The 16,891-nt window shown below is 62.8% G+C and carries 14 protein-coding genes and 1 pseudogene; 9 read left to right on the top strand and 6 right to left on the bottom strand.

All coding sequences use genetic code 11. The features are described 5' to 3' along the window. The first annotated feature begins 15 nt into the window (after positions 1-15). Positions 16-2,754, top strand: coding sequence for an aconitate hydratase AcnA (acnA, locus tag AC07R0_RS16720; RefSeq protein WP_495105683.1), 2,739 nt, complete (start codon positions 16-18; stop codon positions 2,752-2,754). 31 nt (positions 2,755-2,785) lie between these two features. Here acnA and AC07R0_RS16715 read toward each other — a convergent pair whose 3' ends face one another. Both AC07R0_RS16715 and AC07R0_RS16710 read right to left on the bottom strand, forming a co-directional pair. Then, positions 2,786-3,058, bottom strand: coding sequence for a hypothetical protein (locus tag AC07R0_RS16715; protein ID WP_495105682.1), 273 nt, complete (start codon positions 3,056-3,058; stop codon positions 2,786-2,788). 202 nt (positions 3,059-3,260) lie between these two features. Then, complete coding sequence (locus AC07R0_RS16710; protein WP_495076773.1) at positions 3,261-3,689, bottom strand: MarR family winged helix-turn-helix transcriptional regulator; 429 nt, start codon at positions 3,687-3,689, stop codon at positions 3,261-3,263. A 70-nt stretch (positions 3,690-3,759) separates the two neighbouring features. On the opposite strand from AC07R0_RS16710, the gene AC07R0_RS16705 reads away from it, so the two are divergent. From AC07R0_RS16705 to AC07R0_RS16695, 3 genes are all read left to right on the top strand, one after another. Then, positions 3,760-4,953 carry an HPP family protein gene (locus tag AC07R0_RS16705; RefSeq protein WP_495105681.1) on the top strand — a complete coding sequence of 398 codons (1,194 nt, stop codon included), beginning with the start codon at positions 3,760-3,762 and terminating at the stop codon, positions 4,951-4,953. 1 nt (position 4,954) lies between these two features. Continuing rightward, positions 4,955-6,709: a chloride channel protein gene (locus AC07R0_RS16700; RefSeq protein WP_495105680.1), complete on the top strand. Its 1,755-nt coding sequence runs from the start codon at positions 4,955-4,957 to the stop codon at positions 6,707-6,709. A 129-nt stretch (positions 6,710-6,838) separates the two neighbouring features. Beyond that, entirely contained in the window at positions 6,839-7,357 is a 519-nt protein-coding gene (locus AC07R0_RS16695) for a superoxide dismutase family protein (protein WP_495105679.1), read from the top strand. Positions 7,358-7,372: 15 nt separating this feature from the next. On the opposite strand, the gene AC07R0_RS16690 is transcribed toward AC07R0_RS16695, so the two are convergent. Then, positions 7,373-8,050 (bottom strand): ArsR/SmtB family transcription factor, encoded by a 678-nt coding sequence (locus AC07R0_RS16690; protein WP_495076777.1) that lies wholly within the window; start codon positions 8,048-8,050, stop codon positions 7,373-7,375. 73 nt (positions 8,051-8,123) lie between these two features. On the opposite strand from AC07R0_RS16690, the gene AC07R0_RS16685 reads away from it, so the two are divergent. The 4 genes from AC07R0_RS16685 to AC07R0_RS16670 all read left to right on the top strand — a co-directional run bounded on the left by AC07R0_RS16685 (position 8,124) and on the right by AC07R0_RS16670 (position 12,402). Continuing rightward, entirely contained in the window at positions 8,124-8,471 is a 348-nt protein-coding gene (locus AC07R0_RS16685; RefSeq protein ID WP_495105678.1) for an NIPSNAP family protein, read from the top strand. Next, positions 8,468-8,812: an antibiotic biosynthesis monooxygenase family protein gene (locus AC07R0_RS16680; protein ID WP_495105677.1), complete on the top strand. Its 345-nt coding sequence runs from the start codon at positions 8,468-8,470 to the stop codon at positions 8,810-8,812. The genes AC07R0_RS16685 and AC07R0_RS16680 overlap by 4 nt, the downstream gene beginning before the upstream one ends. Positions 8,813-8,875: 63 nt before the next feature. Beyond that, a complete protein-coding gene (locus AC07R0_RS16675; protein WP_495105676.1) occupies positions 8,876-10,582 on the top strand; it encodes an NAD(P)/FAD-dependent oxidoreductase in 1,707 nt (568 codons plus the stop codon). A gap of 158 nt (positions 10,583-10,740) precedes the next feature. Then, complete coding sequence (locus AC07R0_RS16670; protein WP_495105675.1) at positions 10,741-12,402, top strand: hypothetical protein; 1,662 nt, start codon at positions 10,741-10,743, stop codon at positions 12,400-12,402. 6 nt (positions 12,403-12,408) lie between these two features. Here the strand turns inward: AC07R0_RS16670 and AC07R0_RS16665 are convergent, their stop codons facing one another. From AC07R0_RS16665 to AC07R0_RS16655, 3 genes are read right to left on the bottom strand one after another with little or no spacing between them, the layout of a single operon-like run. Continuing rightward, a complete protein-coding gene (locus AC07R0_RS16665) occupies positions 12,409-13,590 on the bottom strand; it encodes a diguanylate cyclase domain-containing protein (RefSeq protein ID WP_495105674.1) in 1,182 nt (393 codons plus the stop codon). A 59-nt stretch (positions 13,591-13,649) separates the two neighbouring features. Next, positions 13,650-14,174 carry a YfiR family protein gene (locus AC07R0_RS16660; RefSeq protein WP_495099271.1) on the bottom strand — a complete coding sequence of 175 codons (525 nt, stop codon included), beginning with the start codon at positions 14,172-14,174 and terminating at the stop codon, positions 13,650-13,652. After that, positions 14,174-15,982 carry a TonB-dependent receptor plug domain-containing protein gene (locus AC07R0_RS16655; protein WP_495105673.1) on the bottom strand — a complete coding sequence of 603 codons (1,809 nt, stop codon included), beginning with the start codon at positions 15,980-15,982 and terminating at the stop codon, positions 14,174-14,176. The genes AC07R0_RS16660 and AC07R0_RS16655 overlap by 1 nt, the downstream gene beginning before the upstream one ends. A gap of 353 nt (positions 15,983-16,335) precedes the next feature. On the opposite strand from AC07R0_RS16655, the pseudogene AC07R0_RS16650 reads away from it, so the two are divergent. Further along, positions 16,336-16,836 (top strand): annotated as a pseudogene (locus AC07R0_RS16650) (MBL fold metallo-hydrolase); the annotation flags it as partial. Between the last annotated feature and the right edge of the window lie 55 nt (positions 16,837-16,891).

The following is a 16,891-nucleotide window of genomic DNA, read 5'->3' as shown; positions in this document are numbered from 1 at the left end:
AAAACAGGAGCCTCCATGACAGCCCCATCTCCCCACGCGTTCGCGCCCGCCCTGCAAACATTCACCACCGCTACGGGTGAGTCCGGCCAGTACTGGTCGCTGCCGGAGCTGGCCAAGCGGCTCCCCAGCGTGAATCGACTTCCGGTATCTGTACGCATCGTGCTCGAATCGGTGCTGCGCAACTGCGACGGCAAAAAGGTGACGCCCGAGCACGTGGCGCAATTGGCGCACTGGTCCCCCACTGCCGAGCGCACCGATGAAATCCCCTTTGTCGTGACCCGAGTGGTGCTGCAGGACTTCACCGGCATCCCCCTGCTGGCCGACCTGGCCGCTATGCGCAGCGTGGCCGCATCGCTGGGACAAAGCCCCAAGACCATAGAGCCGCTGGTGCCGGTAGACCTGGTGGTAGACCACTCGGTGATGGTGGACTACTACGGCACCCCCCAGGCGCTGGACCTGAACATGAGGCTGGAATTCCAGCGCAACCATGAGCGCTACCAGTTCATGAAATGGGGCATGCAGGCTTTTGACACCTTCCGCGTGGTGCCGCCCGGCTTTGGCATCGTGCACCAGGTAAACCTGGAATACCTGGCGCGCGGTGTCTACAAAAACCCCAAGGACACAGCTGCCGCACCGGTGTACTACCCCGACTCGCTGGTCGGCACCGACAGCCACACCACCATGATCAACGGCATCGGCGTGGTGGGTTGGGGTGTGGGCGGCATCGAGGCTGAAGCCGCCATGCTGGGCCAGCCGGTGTACATGCTGACACCCGATGTGGTGGGCTTCGAGCTGACCGGCACGCTGCGCGAGGGCGTAACCGCCACCGACCTGGTGCTGTTTGTCACCAATATCCTGCGCGCCGAAAAAGTGGTGGGCAAGTTTGTCGAATTCTTCGGCCCTGGCGCGGCGTCCATTCCTGTGCCGGACCGCGCCACCATTGGCAATATGGCGCCGGAATATGGCGCCACCATGGGCTTCTTCCCCGTGGATGACAAGACCGTGGCCTACTTCAAGGGTACGGGCCGCATCGATGCCGAAATTGCCTTGTTCGAGGCCTACTACAAGGCGCAAGGCCTATTCGGCATGCCCAACCCGGGCGATATCGACTACAGCAAAGTCGTGCGATTAGACCTGGGCACCGTCGTCCCCAGCCTGGCCGGCCCCAAGCGTCCGCAGGACCGCATTGATCTGGACAAGCTCTCAAGCACCTTCAGCACGCTGTACAGCCAACCCAACGAAGCTAACGGCTTCAACCAAGCGGCCGAAACCCTGCTGTCGCGCTACCCACTGCCATCCGGCGGCGGCGTGGACATCGGCAACGGCGACGTGCTGATTGCCGCCATCACCTCTTGCACCAACACCTCCAACCCCAGCGTCATGCTGGCCGCAGGCCTGCTGGCCCAAAAAGCCGTAGAAGCCGGCCTGACAGTGCTGCCGCACATCAAGACCTCGTTGGCACCCGGCTCACGCATCGTCACCGAATACCTGGAAAAAGCCGGCCTGCTGCCCTACCTGGAAAAGCTGGGCTTCTACCTGGCGGGCTATGGCTGCACCACCTGCATTGGCAATGCAGGTGACCTCACGCCCGAAATCAATGCTGCCATCACTGGCAACAAGCTGGTGTGTGCTGCCGTGCTGTCGGGCAACCGCAACTTCGAAGCCCGCATCCACCCCAACCTGAAGGCCAACTTCCTGGCCTCGCCTCCGCTGGTGGTGGCCTATGCCATCGCGGGCAATGTGATGACCGACCTGGCTACCCAGCCGCTGGGCAAGGGCAACAAGGGCCAAGACGTGTACCTGCGCGACATCTGGCCCAGCATGGCTGAGATCGACGAAAAGCTGCACTACGCCATGAACGCCCAGTCCTTCCGCACCAACTACGACAAGGTCAAGGCCGAACCCGGTGCGCTGTGGAGCAGCATCCAGGGCGTCACCGGCCAGGTCTACAACTGGCCGCAGTCCACCTACATTGCCGAACCGCCCTTCTTTGGCGGCTTCACCCAACAGCCCGCCGTAGCAGCTGCGGGCTTTACCGGTGCGCGCCCCATGGCACTGTTTGGCGACTCCATCACCACCGACCACATCTCGCCGGCTGGCTCGATTGCCGAGAAATCACCGGCCGGCCAGTGGCTGCTGGCCAACGGGGTACCCAAAGCCGACTTCAACAGCTACGGCTCGCGCCGCGGCAACCACGACGTGATGGTGCGCGGCACCTTCGCCAACGTGCGCATCAAGAATCTGATGCTGCCACTAGACGCCAACGGCTCACAGGTCGAAGGCGGGCTGACGCTGCACCAACCCAGCGGCGAGAAGCTGTTTATCTACGACGCGGCGCAAAAGTACATGGCGGCAGGTGTGCCCACCGTGGTGTTTGGCGGCGAGGAATACGGCACGGGTTCGTCCCGCGACTGGGCGGCCAAGGGCACGCAGCTGCTGGGCATCAAAGCCGTGATTGCCCGCAGCTTTGAGCGCATCCACCGCGCCAACCTGGTGGGCATGGGCGTACTGCCGCTGCAGTTCAAAGGAGACGACAGCTGGCAAAGCCTGGGCCTGCGCGGCGACGAAACCATTGACGTGCTGGTAGACGGCGCGCTGCAGCCACAAATGGATGTGCAACTGGTGATCCACCGCGCCAATGGCACGCAGCAAAACGTAGCCGTACGCCTGCGCATCGATACACCTATTGAGGTGGACTACTACCAACACGGCGGCATCCTGCCATTTGTGCTGCGCCAGTTGCTGGCCAATTGATCAAAAGAAGCAGGGGCGCCCTCCCCTGCGGTCACACTAATTTGCTGAGCGTGTTCTTGACCGCTGCAGCGGCTCCGGTGGAATAGGCCGCAATGGCACTGGCAGATGCGAGTCCCCCACGGGTCACACCCTTGTATACCGACTGCACTGCGTTTTCGAGATTGACGGTGCTTTGCGCCACCGACTTGATGCCGTTCCCCAGGCTCTGCACGCCTTGCGCGACGGCATCGGTCACACCAATGGCCGCAGCCCCCACCACCCCATACTTGTCGATATTGCTGCCGGAGGCGCGTGCTGCAAGCACTTGGGCATATCTGGATACGCCATTTGTACGCTGAATACTCATACGTCCCCGGCTGGTTGGTAGATAAGGAAGCGGCCTCTGCGTGGCTGCGCAGGCGTGAATGGAAGTTTACCCGTCACATACAAAGACACGCAAGCCGATCACACAGCCTTTACAAGTTGCTACTCAGGCACCAGGTAGCGTAAAAATGCATACGCCAGCTTCACAACTGGTCGTTGAACGCCGAAATATTTGCCACCTGAAAGCCACCGCTGAGTGACTGCAGCTCCTTGTGGTGCAGCTCGGCCAAGCGGCGCAAGCAGGTATCGCCCTTGGACGTCAGCCGCACCTCCACTTGCCGCCGGTCCACAGCGCTGGCTGAGCGGGTCACCAGCTCGGCAGCCTCACAGCGCGACACCAGTGCCACCACACCATGCTGCTGGGTCTGCAACCGCTCGGCCAGCTCGCCCACCGTAGCCCATTCGCGCCCTGGATAGCCCTTGATATGCAATAGCAACTGGTACTGCAGCGGAGTCAGCCCTTCGGACTGGGCGGCGTCCTCACTGAAACGCAGAAACCGGCGCAGCTGGTAGCGGAATTCCGATAGAGCCTCGTAGTCGGCTTTGGCAAGGGTCTTGGGGCGTGGGGGCATAGGTTCGCTCAAGGCAGGCAATTACATCACAATGTGATGTAATTGCAGTTTTGTGTGGCATCCATATCGCATGAAGCTCTCCCCTCCATTGTGGCTGTTGAACCTCTACCCCGCGACCACCTCGGTCAACAACGCCGAGCGGCTGCGGGCCAGCCTGGGTGCATTGATCGGCATCGCACTGACCGGCTGGCTCAGCACCCAGGCCATGGGTCTGACCCTGGCCGCCGCCTGGCTGATCGCGCCCATGGGCGCATCAGCCGTGCTGCTGTTTGCCCAGCCGGCCAGCCCGTTGGCACAACCCTGGTCCATTACCGGGGGTAATCTGCTCGCAGCTGTCATCGGCGTCAGCTGCGCCAAGCTCATCCCCATGCCGGTGGCGGCTGCAGCCCTTGCCATCAGCCTGTCCATCGCAGCCATGTTCTGGCTGAGATGCCTGCATCCGCCCAGCGGTGCGGTGGCACTGACCGCCGTACTGGGTGGGCCACAAATCCAAGCAGCAGGCTATGGCTTCGTTGCCAATCCGGTGGCGCTGAACACGGCACTCCTGCTGCTGGCGGCGTTGCTCTACAACAAAGCCACCGGCCGCCGCTACCCACACACCCAGCGCGCCGACGCCCCGCATCCGCACCAAACCAGCGATGCCGTACCCACCGCTCGCCTGGGCTTCACGCCTGAAGACCTGCAGACCGTGCTGAAGGACTACAACCAGGTGCTGGACGTGAGCTTTGACGACCTGGAAGCGCTGTTCCACCGCACGGAAACACAGGCCTTTCGCCGGCGCTTTGGTGCCAAACAATGCAGCGACATCATGTCCAAGGATGTGCTGTCCGCCGAGTTCGCCACCGAGCTGGCCGAAGCCTGGGACAGCATGCACACCCACCAGGTGCAAGCCCTGCCTGTGCTGGACCGGGCGCGACGGGTTATCGGCATCGTCACGCGCTCCAGCTTTTTGCGCCAGATTGATGACCATGGCTATCCAGGCCTATCCACGCGACTGCGTGCCCTGCTGCTGCGCACCCCGCACACGCACTCCAGCAAGGCCGAGGTGGTGGGCCAGATCATGACCACACCGGTCACCACGGCCTTTGACACCACGCCGCTGGGTGAGCTGGTGTCGCTGATGGCCGATGCGGGCCTGCACCACATACCGGTAGTCAACGCCCAGCGCCGCCTGGTGGGCATGGTCACGCAAACCGATGTGATGGCCGCCCTGTACGAAACCAGCCTGGCCCACCTGGGCCCGGCCAGCACAACAGCAAACTGATATGGACCACACCGCGACCCCCAACCGTGATTACGCCGCAGACCGGCGCATGCTGCTGACCGCCGGCCTGGCCGTTCCCGTAGGCGTGTTGGGCGCCTTGGCGGCCTGGCTGCTGCTGACGCTGATCCACACCTGCACCAATCTATTTTTCTTCCAGACGCTATCCACTGCAGACCAGTCACCCGCAGCAAACCACCTCGGTGCATGGAGCATCCTGCCCCCGGTGGTCGGTGGTTTGCTGGTCGGCCTGATGGCCAGGTTTGGCTCGGAAAAAATCCGCGGCCACGGCATTCCTGAAGCGATTGAAGTCATCTTGTTTGCCCGCAGCCGCATGTCGGCCAAGGTCGCCGTACTCAAGCCGCTGGCGTCGGGCATCGTTATAGGCTCGGGCGGCCCCTTCGGCGCCGAAGGCCCCATCATCATGACCGGCGGCGCCCTGGGCTCGCTGCTGGCCCAGCTCTTCCACCTGTCGGCATCGGAACGCAAGACCCTGCTGGTCGCGGGCGCTACGGCGGGCATGACGGCCGTGTTTGGAACCCCTGTGGCCGCCGTTCTGCTGGGCGTGGAGCTGCTGCTGTTTGAGCTGCGCCCGCGCAGCCTGCTAGCCGTCTCCATCGCATGCGCCGTGGCGGGCTTTGTGCGGCCACTGCTGCTGGAGGCCGGGCCCTTGTTTCCACTGCAAACCCAGGTCGCCAGCTGGCCGACCCTACTCGCCTGCGTGCTGCTGGGGCTGCTGGCCGCAGTGCTGGCGGCCGGCCTGTCCAACGCGCTGTATGCGATGGAGGACGCCTTCCACCGCCTGCCCCTGCATTGGATGTGGTGGCCGGCCATCGGGGGTCTGGCCGTGGGTATGGGCGGCTGGCTGCAGCCCCGGGCCCTGGGTGTGGGTTACGACGTGATCAGCGACCTGCTGAACCAGCGCCTGCTGCTGGCCAGCATACTGGCCCTGCTGGCAGTCAAGGCCATCATCTGGGTGATCGCCCTGGCCTCGGGCACTTCGGGTGGCGTGCTGGCGCCGCTGCTAATGCTGGGAGCGGGTATGGGCGCGGTGCTGGCATACGGTTGGACAGGCACGGACGCCGCGGTGTGGCCCTTGGTGGGCATGGCAGCCATGCTGGCCTGTGCGCTGGGTGCACCGCTGACGGCCACAGTCTTTGCTGTCGGCTTGACGGGCGACGTGAACGCCCTGCTGCCGCTGCTGCTGGCATGCACGGTGTCGCACGGCCTGAGCGTGCTGCTGATGCGCCGCTCCATCATGACCGAGCGCCTGGACCGCCGGGGCCGCCACGTGCACCGGGAATACGGGATGGACCCGCTGGAACGTACCCGCGTCGATGAAGCCATGACCCGCCAGGTGCAGACCATACCGGCCAGCACGCCGCTAACCGACATTCCAGAACGCTGGTTTGGCGCCCAACAGCAGCACCGCGCCTTTGCCGTAGTCCAGGCCGATGGCCGCTACGTAGGCATGCTGGACATCCATACCTTGGCAAACCCAGCCCCCGCGGCACAGCTTGCAAGTGATCTGTTCCCCCAGGCGACACCTGTATCCGCCTTGCCGGAGGAAACCTGCCGCACGGCAGCCCGGCGCATGGCAGCGCACGGGCTGGAGCGCCTGCCCGTGCTGGCCGATCACCGATCACAGCGCCTGGTAGGCATCGTCAGCCGCAGCGATTTGGTCAAACCATTGCAAGCCCAACAGGATGAAGAAGATATCCGGGAGCGGCTCTTGGTGTGGCGGCGACACGCCTCCTGACGCCCAGCCGTGCGCCCATTTGAGACGCGGTCAATATCCTCCTCAGAAGCCCTGACAGCTTCCTGAGGCCGACGCATTGGGTTTAGCATGCAGGCTGCTTGTCAACCCGCAATGCCTAAGGAGTCCGCCATGCGCCACCACCTGTTTTACGCTCTTGCCTCCATCGGCCTGCTCGCCGCCTGCGCCAGCACGCCACCGGCGCCCATGGCCAGCGCCCCCTTGCAGCCCACCAAAGGCAATACCGCCACCGGCACTGTGCAATTCAAGCAGTTGCCAGGCAAGGTGCTGGTCAGCGGCAACATCAGCGGCCTGGCGCCCAACGCCACGCTGGGCTTTCACCTGCACGAAAAGGGTGACTGCTCCAGCGGTGACGGCATGAGCGCTGGCGGCCATTTCAATCCTGACGGCCACGCCCACGGGGCAGCCAGCAGTGCAATGCACCACGCGGGCGACTTGCCCAGCCTGCAAGCCGATGCCCAAGGCGTGGCGAAATTCAGTTTTGAGTCCACCAGCCTATCGGTGGGCAGCGGCCCACACGACGTTGTGGGCCACGGCCTGATCGTGCACCGCGATGCGGACGACTACACCACCCAACCCACAGGCAACTCCGGCCCGCGCATCGCCTGCGGTGTCGTACGCGCCGGCTAAGCGCTGGCGGCCTAATTAGGCCATCAGCGCACGAAACGCCTGTTCGCCCGGCGGTGTGAAGCGGATCACACGTGAATCTGCATCGCGCCGAGCCCAGCCCAGTGCATAAATGCGCTGCAGCAATGCCGCCCCCAAGGCGCCACCCAGATGGTGGCGACGCTCGCCCCAGTCCAGACAGGGCCGGCAAAAAGCGCGCTTTTGCGCCTGAGCAGCCGCCGCATCCACACCCAGCGCGGTAAACCAGCCGTAGCCTGACTTTGTGAGCTGCACACCACTGGCCTGGGCCTGCAACAGCTGCCGGCCCAACAAGGCCTCGTAGGCCAGCACACCCATTTCACCGGCAAGATGGTCGTAGCAGATGCGCGCCTTACGCAGGGCCGGCTCGCGCGGGCTGGAGCGCAGGCGCACCGCGCCGGTACGGAAAGCCACGCCCATCAGCGACTCCAGCAAATGCGCAACGTCGTGGTCCGCCAGGCGGAAGTAGCGGTGCCGGCCCTGGCTGTCCACGGCCACCAGACCGGCCTCCACCAGCTTGGCCAGATGCGCGCTGATGGTCTGTTTGGTCACGCCGGCAATGCCGGCAAGCTCGGTGGCGGTGAGCGCGCGGTCTGCCATCAGGGCAGTGAGCACCTCGGCGCGGGCGTGGTCGCCGATGAGCGCGGCGACGCGGGCAATGCTGGGTCCGTCTTTCATGGTTCGATCTTCAGCGAACCGTTTCATGGCGTCAAGCCACTATCTTTGGAGCATCACCACTGAAAGCACTCCCATGACCATCACCTGCTGCATACGCTATGAAATCGACCCGTTCCAACGCGATGCCTTCCAGCAATACGCCGAAAACTGGGGCCGCATCATCCCCCGCTGCGGCGGCCACCTGGTGGGCTACTTCCTGCCACTGGAAGGCAGTAACTACGAGGCCTGGGGCCTAATCGCCTTCGACTCGCTGGCCGCCTACGAGCGCTACCGTGCCCGGCTGAGGACCGACGCCGAGGGCCGCGCCAACTTCGCCTTCGCCCAGGCCCACAAGTTCATCCTGCGCGAGGAACGCAGCTTTGTCGAAGTGGTGGACGGCACCCTGGGCGTGCCGGCCCAGGCCGTGGAGGGCGCAGCATGATAGCGGTGATTTTCGAGGTCGAACCGCGCGACGGCCAGCTCGATGCCTACCTGGACACCGCCGCAGCCTTGCGCCCGCAGCTGGAGGCGATGGACGGCTTCATCTCCGTCGAGCGCTTCAGCAGCCTCAGCCAGCCCGGTAAGCTGCTGTCGCTGTCCTTCTGGCGCGACGAGGAGGCCGTCAAGCAGTGGCGCGCCCTGGACAACCACCGCCAGGCGCAGCAGGCCGGGCGGCAAAAGATATTTACCGGCTACCGGTTGCGCGTGGCCCAGGTGGTGCGCGACTACGGCATGCACGACCGGGAGCAGGCCCCTCCAGACTCGCGCACAGTACATGGCTGAATCCACCCTGCTCTCGTAAAATCGCCCCCTCTTGCTTGATAACTACAAGCCTTTAGGCACCCCATGATCCGCATTTCCGAACTCAAACTCCCCCTCGACCACGCCGAGGACGCGCTGCCTGCCCTGGTGGCTCACACCCTGGGCCTGGCTCCGGCGCAAATTGCCCACTTCACCATCCACAAGCGCAGCTTCGACGCGCGCAAAGCCACGCTGATGCAGGTCTACATCGTGGACGTGGCGCTGGTGGATGCCGCTCAAGAAGCCGACCTGCTGCACCGCCACCCGGACAACCCGCACCTGCGCCCCGCGCCCGACATGGCCTACTACCCGGTAGGCCAGGCCCCCGCCGATCTGCCCGTACGCCCAGTGGTGGTGGGCTTTGGCCCCTGCGGCATCTTTGCGGCCCTGGTGCTGGCGCAGATGGGCTTCAAACCCATCGTGCTGGAGCGCGGCACCACGGTGCGCCAGCGCACCCAGGATACCTGGGGCCTGTGGCGCAAGAGCGTGCTCAAGCCCGAGAGCAATGTGCAGTTTGGCGAGGGCGGTGCGGGCACCTTTTCGGACGGCAAGCTGTACAGCCAGATCAAGGACCCGCGCCATCTGGGCCGCAAGGTGATGCGCGAGTTCGTCAAAGCCGGCGCACCAGAGGAAATCCTGATCGCCGCGCACCCGCACATCGGCACCTTCAAACTGGTGAAAGTGGTGGAGAACCTGCGCGAGCAGATCATCGCCCTGGGCGGCGAAATCCGTTTCGAGCAACGCGTGACCGACGTGCAGATCGAAGATGGACACATGCGCGGCCTCACCGTGTTGGACCAGGCCACCGGCCAGAGCTACCAGCTGCGCGCCGACCAGGTGGTGCTGGCCCTAGGCCACAGCTCGCGCGACACCTTCCAGATGCTGCACGCGCGCGGCGTCTACATGGAGGCCAAGCCGTTCTCCATCGGCTTTCGCATCGAACACCCGCAGGGCCTGATCGACCGCGCGCGCTGGGGCCAGCATGCCGGCCACCCACTGCTGGGTGCGGCCGACTACAAGCTGGTGCACCACGCACAACATGGTGAAGGACGCGGCCGCGCTGTCTACAGTTTCTGCATGTGCCCCGGCGGCACGGTGGTGGCCGCCACCAGCGAGCCGGGCCGCGTGGTCACCAACGGCATGAGCCAATATTCCCGCAACGAGCGCAATGCGAATGCCGGCATCGTGGTCGGCATCACGCCAGAAGACTATCCGCTCGACCCGGCAGCCTGGGCCGCCACGCTGGGCGATGTGGCACCGCCCGCGCCCGGCCCCGGCCAACAAGTGCACCCGCTGGCCGGCATCGTGCTGCAGCGCCAGCTGGAATCCAACGCCTATGTGCTGGGCGGCAGTAGCTACCAAGCGCCGGGCCAGTTGGTCGGCGACTTCATCGCCGGACGCGCGTCTACCCAGCTGGGCAGCGTGGAACCGTCCTACAAGCCCGGCGTGCTGCTGGGCGACCTGCATGCAGCCCTGCCCGACTATGCGATTGCCGCCATCCGCGAGGCGCTGCCGGTGTTTGGCCGCAAGATCAAAGGCTTTGACCTGCCCGACGCGGTGCTGACCGGCGTGGAAACACGCACCTCCTCACCCCTCAAAATGACCCGCGACGAAGACTTCCAAAGCCTGAACGTGCGCGGCCTGTACCCGGCGGGCGAAGGCGCCAGCTACGCTGGAGGCATCTTGTCGGCCGGGGTGGACGGCATCAAGGTCGCAGAGGCCGTGGCGCGCAGCCTGCTGGCCAGCAGCTAAATTTATAAAAAATAGGCCGCTAGCGCAGATATCACGTGCGCTAGCAGCTATTTTTTATATAGCAAACAGGCGCCAACTGCAAGCCTGGAATTTCCCAGCCCCGCAGGCTGCGCGGCGGCCTACACTGTGTGCAACGCATCCACGTTGCAGCACACACCATGCCCGCTATCCCAGCCCCCCGCGTAGAACATTTACAGCAGGCCCTGCTCTGGCCCGTGCGCCTGATGCCGGTGCGGGGCCAAGAAGGTGGTGTGGCCAAGCCCTGGGAGCTGCTGGCCAGCATGGGCGACACATCGCCCTGGCGGGAGGTGGTGGACGAGTTCACCGGCGACAGCAGCCGCTTCCACGAGCGGCACTACAACGAGTTCGTCAGCTTTCTGCCCTATGTGCAGCGCTTTCTATACGGTGAAGGCCGGCCCAAGCACGGCGCGCACGGCGTGGCCCACGGCTCGCCGATGCGGGTGTTCCGCCGCCACGACATCGCCGCCGTACGCGTGGTACCGCGCCCCGGCGACGCCCCCATCACGCTGGACATCGTGCATGTGGACCTGTATTTCTTTCTGGACGTGGACCTGGTGCTACTGAACGTAGAAGTGACGGCCCAGCACCTGGAACTGGCCCAGGCCCAGGAGCTGCTGTACCGCTTTGGCCGCGCCTACCCGGCTGGCTGGGACGCGCAAGGCCAGGCCCTGCACTGCCTGGCCCGCGCCGAATGGCTGGACGCCCAGGGCCAGGTGCTGGCCGCCTCCGATGCCCACGAGCGCGACGCGTTTTTGTCCCACGTCAGCACGCGCCGTGCGCCGCGCCTGTCGGCCCACTGGGACTATGTGATGCAGCCCCTGGTGGGTGACCATTCCGACCACGAAGGGCCGCTGCGCTTTCGCCAGATCGAGTATTACCGCATGCCCTTGATGGCCTACCTGGCACTGGACCGGCCACGCGACCTCAGCCGCAGCGATTTCATCCGCCTGGGCCTGGTTACCGGCTCCGGGGCACACGAGCCTGCGGGCAGTTGCGAGCTGCCTTACGGCGAGCAGCACCTGGCCGACTTCGAGCAAAAGTACTGCTACGACCGCTTCTGGGCCGAGGGTGGTGCTGCGCCCAATACCCGCTATCTGTGCAACGGCCACGCCATGGTGGTTCTGGGCGAGGCGGGCAGCAGCTTCTACACATGCCGCGACCGGGGTGTGCTGGCGCAGTTCCGGCACCAGCATTTCCTGGTGTTTCTGATCGCGCACTTCCAGAAGGCTGCGCTGCTGATGTATTCCGACCGCATGGCCGAGGCGCTGAAGAACCTGGACATCAGCAACGCCGACAGCGTGCGCCACTTCAAGCGGGCCATTCGTTACGGCTTCTCCAGCTTTCTGCGCTTCACCCACCGCTACTGGTTCCACGAGGTGTCCGAACAGGCCCAGGTGCGTGCGCTGTTCAAGATGTGCGCCCAGCACCTGGGGCTGGACCCGCTGTATGCCGAGGTGAAGGAGCGCATTGCCGAGATGAACCAGTACCTGGAGGCCGACAGCCTGCGCCGCCAGGCCAACACCGTGGTGCGCCTCACCGTAGTCACCATCTTCGGCCTGATCGGCACCGTTACTACCGGCTTCCTGGGCATGAACCTGCTGGCCGAAGCCGACGCCCCGCTGGACCGGCGGCTGTGGATCTTCGCCATCACCTTTGTGCTGACCACCGTGCTCACGGTCTACACCATGGTCAAATCCAAGCGCCTGTCGGACTTTCTGGACGTGTTGTCGGACGAACGCACCAGCGCCTGGTTCAAAGCCAAGGCGCTGTTCGCGGTCTGGACGCGCAAGGACGATTGAGCCGGGTTACTGTTCCGTAGCCTCGAAATCCGCGCGGTAGATGCAGAACTGCCCGCGCCCCAGTGACTTGGCCTGGTACATGGCGATATCTGCACAGCGCAGCAGTTCGGCCATGGTGTGGGAATGGTCCGGGCAGGCGCTGATACCAATGCTGCCGCCGATCAGGGCCTCATGGCCGTCCAGCACAAATGGCTGCGCCAATGCATGGACCATTTTCTGCGCCAGAAGCGCAACATCGTTCAGGCTTTTGACGTTTTCCAGAATGACGGCGAACTCATCTCCGCCGATGCGGCAGACCACGTCGTTGTTGCGCAAAGTATGGGTCAACCGCTGCGCCACAGACCGCAGCAATTCATCGCCCATGTCGTGCCCCAAGGTGTCGTTCACCGCCTTGAACCGATCCAGGTCAATGAACATAAGGCAGCTGCGACCGCCATAACGCAATGCATTTCCCACAGCCTGTTCGGCCCGCTCCTTGAAATAATGCCGATTGGCCAGGCGGGTCACGTTGTCATAGTAGGCCAGCTGGTTGAGCCGCACATCGCGCTCATGGATATGCGAAAGCATGGTATTGAACGCCTGCGACAGGTCGCCAATTTCGTCCTTGCTCTCGACGATTTCACGCAGGGTGTAGTCCTCTTTATTGGCCACGTGGTGGGTCAGCGCGACCAGGCGCGACAGGGGGTCAATGATGCGCGCAATAAGGCGGCGCGCCAGCCACAGCGCGCACCCCACACCGGCCAGCGTGCTGATGAAAATGACCATCGCATACCACTGGATGCGCATATAAAAAGCATCCAAGCTGCTTTCTATCAGCAGCCAACCAACGGCCTCGTGCTTGAGGTATGCGCGGCGCACCACCCCCATCCCGTTCCAGGAAATGGTTTCGCCGTCCGCCAGATTCGCCACCGACAACGCCTGGGGAGCCTTGCCATTCACCATATATTGGGCATAGAAGCTGCCATCAGGCAGCAGCAACACGGCACGGGAAATATTGGGCGATGCACGCAAGGTGTCCAGAACCTCCTTAGCAGCCGAAAGATCCCGAAAGGCCAACGCGGCTGCAACATTGTCCCGAATGATGTCCGCCTGCACCTGCAACTCTTTCAGCGCAGCCTGACGTACTGCCAGGTATTCGTACCCCAGGGTGACACTGACAATGGGCAACATGGCGGCCAAGATCACCATGACTGTGATCCCGCTGAGCTTGCGCTGTATAGATTGATCGTGAAACCAATCCCAAAATTTCATGGAGAAACGACCCGTGAAGCCAACCTCAATAGCTTGGAACTGAGCTGAAGATTAGCCAATTTGGTAGCAGCCGCATTGACTTCAAAAACCAGCCTACGATTCTCAGGCGCCAGACTGATCATGGCCCCCGAAGTCCACGGCAAACCGTCGTCGGCCACGGTCAATATGGGGGCTCGACCAATGGTGTTCACCAGCAGGGCCACGCGGGTGTTACTGGTTTCGCTGATAAAAATCAGCCTGCATTGCAAGGCATCTTCAATATGCTCGATACGCCGCACCTGGATTTTCTGACCGCTGACCTCTTTGCCATTCAGCGCATCCAGCGCAGGACCAAAAGAGTCCTGCCCATACAAACACAAATTAAAGGTGTTGGACGGAGATGCGGGCCAGGTCGTCAGCAAGGCGAAGTTATAGATATATGCCGCCTTCATGGTGTATTCAGGCACGGCCGGCGTTGTTTGCGCATGGGCCACCAGCCCAAGCGGCAAACTCAGGACAAGCCATAGCAGGATACGGCCCATCATTTGAAGTCCCGGCTGATCTGCAGCCAAATATTGCGGCCATCCCGGTGATACACCTGCAGGCCGTTACCTGGGTTTTTCACGTCGGTGTAGCTGCTGTTGAAGGCATTGCGCACACTCAGGCTGACTTGCCAGTTCGGCCACCAATCTCGCGACGTCAAAGCCAGGTTGGTCATGACCGAGGTGGGTATCTCTTCGTGGTCATACCGCAAACGTCGGCCCAGAACCTGTACCTCCGTGCCGAGTCTTAGCTTTTCGCCCACCAGGGGTACGGTGAAGTTGAACTTCGCGTTGTGGTAGGGCGAATCAACCGGCCAAGTACCGTCATCTTTGCGTGCCCGCTGCCACGCATAGCTGGTGCGCAGACGCGTGCCGTTGCTCCATTGGTGCTCCAGCTCGGCTTCCACGCCATGGGTGGAAATGGGCGAAACAATGGTTCGCTGGTCTATGTTGTAGCTATACACCGAGGTAATGAGCCGCGTGGTGGGGGCCAGTTGCTGTTCCCACACCAGCTCGGTGTTATGCAGGCGCTCGATAGGTGCATCCGGTACAAACGACTCCACATTCGGCGTGGGTTGCAAATGGGCAATCCCCGTAGATAGTTTGAGAACGCTACCTTGGGTAGGAGTCCAAATTAGGGCAATCCGGGGGCTGGTAAAGCCTGTACCGTTATTTCGGTGATCGTGGCGCAACCCCAGGTTAAGCTGCCAATTGGCCGCTAACGCAATGTCGTCATAAGCGTACAAACTAACTGTTTTGCGCTGCTGGTCGTCCACATAGGGATCAGAGTCTGGGGTACTGAATTGGTAGAGCTGCCGATAGTCGTTGCGCAGTTCTGCACCCACAACCACGGTGTGCCCTTTGAACGCGTTGCTGACAAGCTTGTTATCCACGCCCCACCACCGGCCATCACTGGACTCCGTGCCCCCTCCATCAAAATTGGAATGGTAAAGGTACTGGCCCAGATAGACATGGCTGGACAATTTGAGTCCTGGGCTCAGGTCAGAATCCTTCTTCAAACTGGTAAAGCCGCTGGAGTCGGTGGAGACGTCTTCGGGGCTGCCCGGTATCGCAACCGGGCGCCGCACCATAGCTGCCGTCAGTGTCCAGCCCTGGACGCTGCCTTTGATAAATAGACGCTGGTTGCTCTCTTTCTGCCCCAGGCCTTTGGCGTCAGAGTCGGGGTCAATCGGAATGTCATAACCATTGCTGCGGTAATTTGAGATGGAGAGCAGCAAGTCCCCGCCGTTCTCAAATCGACGCCCCATCGTCACGCGCTGCTTTTGCAGATGATGACTGCCGAAATCCAGCGCAACCTGGGCCCCCGCGAAGTCCCCGCCCTTCTTGGTAATTACGTTGATGACCCCAAGGAATGCGCCGCCGCCATAGCTGCTGGAGCCGGTTCCGGGGATGTACTCCACGCGGTCAATCAACTCCACGTCAAGAAAACCATCCTCACCAAAATAGGTTTGGCCGAAATAATTCTCGGGGGCTGCATAGCCGTCAATCAGCAAGGTAATGCGCCCAGCGTAATCGCCAGGATCGCCATAGCCCCGACCGCCCAGATAGGCATAACGGAAGTCATGCGCCATGTAGAGCCCCCGCATGCTGCTCAATATGTCGTCCAACGTACGGTAGCCATAGTCCCGGATGTCTTGCGCCGTCACAATGGACACCGCAGAAGCCGCATCGCTGACCTGCCTGGCAAGCTTGGCAGCGGTGACAATTTCGGTGTCTAGCAGCTCTTCAAACGGCCGTTGCGTCACATCCAAAACGCCAACACTGTCCTCTGCATTGGCGCGCGACATGCAAGCGCCCGACACCAGCGCCGCAACGGCCCAAACAGCGCCCAGGCGCCGGCCAAATAACTTCACGCGCACGCACGCTCCTGAGCGACCCATCGCTGCAATCCGCCTGACTGGGCAAACCATCCGCGAGGCGCCACATCGGAGCGCAAAGAACTATTTGCTTTCATTTGATCCAATTGCTGTCTCGGCCGATCTCATCTCCATCAACAGGGCCATTGTATGAATTGGGCTGCCCATGTATCCGTTTGTTACGTGAGATTTTGCCGCATAGGTCGCTTTTCACACAACTACAACACTATGCAGGTTCGGCGTTATGCTGATAGCTCCTATCCGGCTCGCACCCACTCCAAGCCATGCAACCCATACAACTCTTCGACCCCGCGTCCAGCACCTACACCTATGTGCTGGTCGACCCGGCCAGCAAGGCCGCCGCCATCATCGACCCGGTAGATACCCAGCTGGAGCGCGACCTGGCCCTGCTGGCCGCGCAAGGCCTGAGCCTGGTCTGGACGCTGGAAACCCATGCCCATGCCGACCACATCACCAGCGCCGGCCTGCTGGCCGAGCATGCCGGCGCCAAGACCGCCGCACCCGCTGGCTGCGGCATCACCGGCGCGGCAGTGCAGCTGCAGCATGGCGACTTCCTCAGCTTTGGCAGCGAAACCCTGCAGGCTCTGCACACGCCCGGCCACACCGCCGGCAGCATGGGCTTTGTGTGGCGCAACCACGTGTTCACCGGTGACACCCTGCTGATCAACGGCTGCGGCCGCACCGACTTCCAGTCCGGCAGTGCCGAAGCCCTGTACCACAGCATCACGCAGATTCTGTTTACCCTGTCCGACGACACCGTGGTCTGGCCCGGCCACGACTACCGCGGCCAAAGCCATTCGACGATTGGCGCCGAGAAAG

The organism is Rhodoferax sp. GW821-FHT07F03, assembly GCF_059418745.1.
The sequence above is the reverse complement of the archived record's forward strand: the minus strand, read 5'-3'. Positions and strand labels throughout refer to the sequence as shown.

Bases quoted from the DNA above. Each gene is read 5' to 3' on its own strand.
- acnA (WP_495105683.1), top strand. From the start codon at position 16: ATGACAGCCCCATCTCCCCACGCGTTCGCGCCCGCCCTGCAAACATTC.
- AC07R0_RS16710 (WP_495076773.1), bottom strand. From the start codon at position 3,689: ATGCCCCCACGCCCCAAGACCCTTGCCAAAGCCGACTACGAGGCTCTA.
- AC07R0_RS16705 (WP_495105681.1), top strand. From the start codon at position 3,760: ATGAAGCTCTCCCCTCCATTGTGGCTGTTGAACCTCTACCCCGCGACC.
- AC07R0_RS16700 (WP_495105680.1), top strand. From the start codon at position 4,955: ATGGACCACACCGCGACCCCCAACCGTGATTACGCCGCAGACCGGCGC.
- AC07R0_RS16695 (WP_495105679.1), top strand. From the start codon at position 6,839: ATGCGCCACCACCTGTTTTACGCTCTTGCCTCCATCGGCCTGCTCGCC.
- AC07R0_RS16690 (WP_495076777.1), bottom strand. From the start codon at position 8,050: ATGAAAGACGGACCCAGCATTGCCCGCGTCGCCGCGCTCATCGGCGAC.
- AC07R0_RS16685 (WP_495105678.1), top strand. From the start codon at position 8,124: ATGACCATCACCTGCTGCATACGCTATGAAATCGACCCGTTCCAACGC.
- AC07R0_RS16680 (WP_495105677.1), top strand. From the start codon at position 8,468: ATGATAGCGGTGATTTTCGAGGTCGAACCGCGCGACGGCCAGCTCGAT.
- AC07R0_RS16675 (WP_495105676.1), top strand. From the start codon at position 8,876: ATGATCCGCATTTCCGAACTCAAACTCCCCCTCGACCACGCCGAGGAC.
- AC07R0_RS16670 (WP_495105675.1), top strand. From the start codon at position 10,741: ATGCCCGCTATCCCAGCCCCCCGCGTAGAACATTTACAGCAGGCCCTG.
- AC07R0_RS16665 (WP_495105674.1), bottom strand. From the start codon at position 13,590: ATGGTGATCTTGGCCGCCATGTTGCCCATTGTCAGTGTCACCCTGGGG.
- AC07R0_RS16660 (WP_495099271.1), bottom strand. From the start codon at position 14,174: ATGGGCCGTATCCTGCTATGGCTTGTCCTGAGTTTGCCGCTTGGGCTG.
- AC07R0_RS16655 (WP_495105673.1), bottom strand. From the start codon at position 15,982: ATGTCGCGCGCCAATGCAGAGGACAGTGTTGGCGTTTTGGATGTGACG.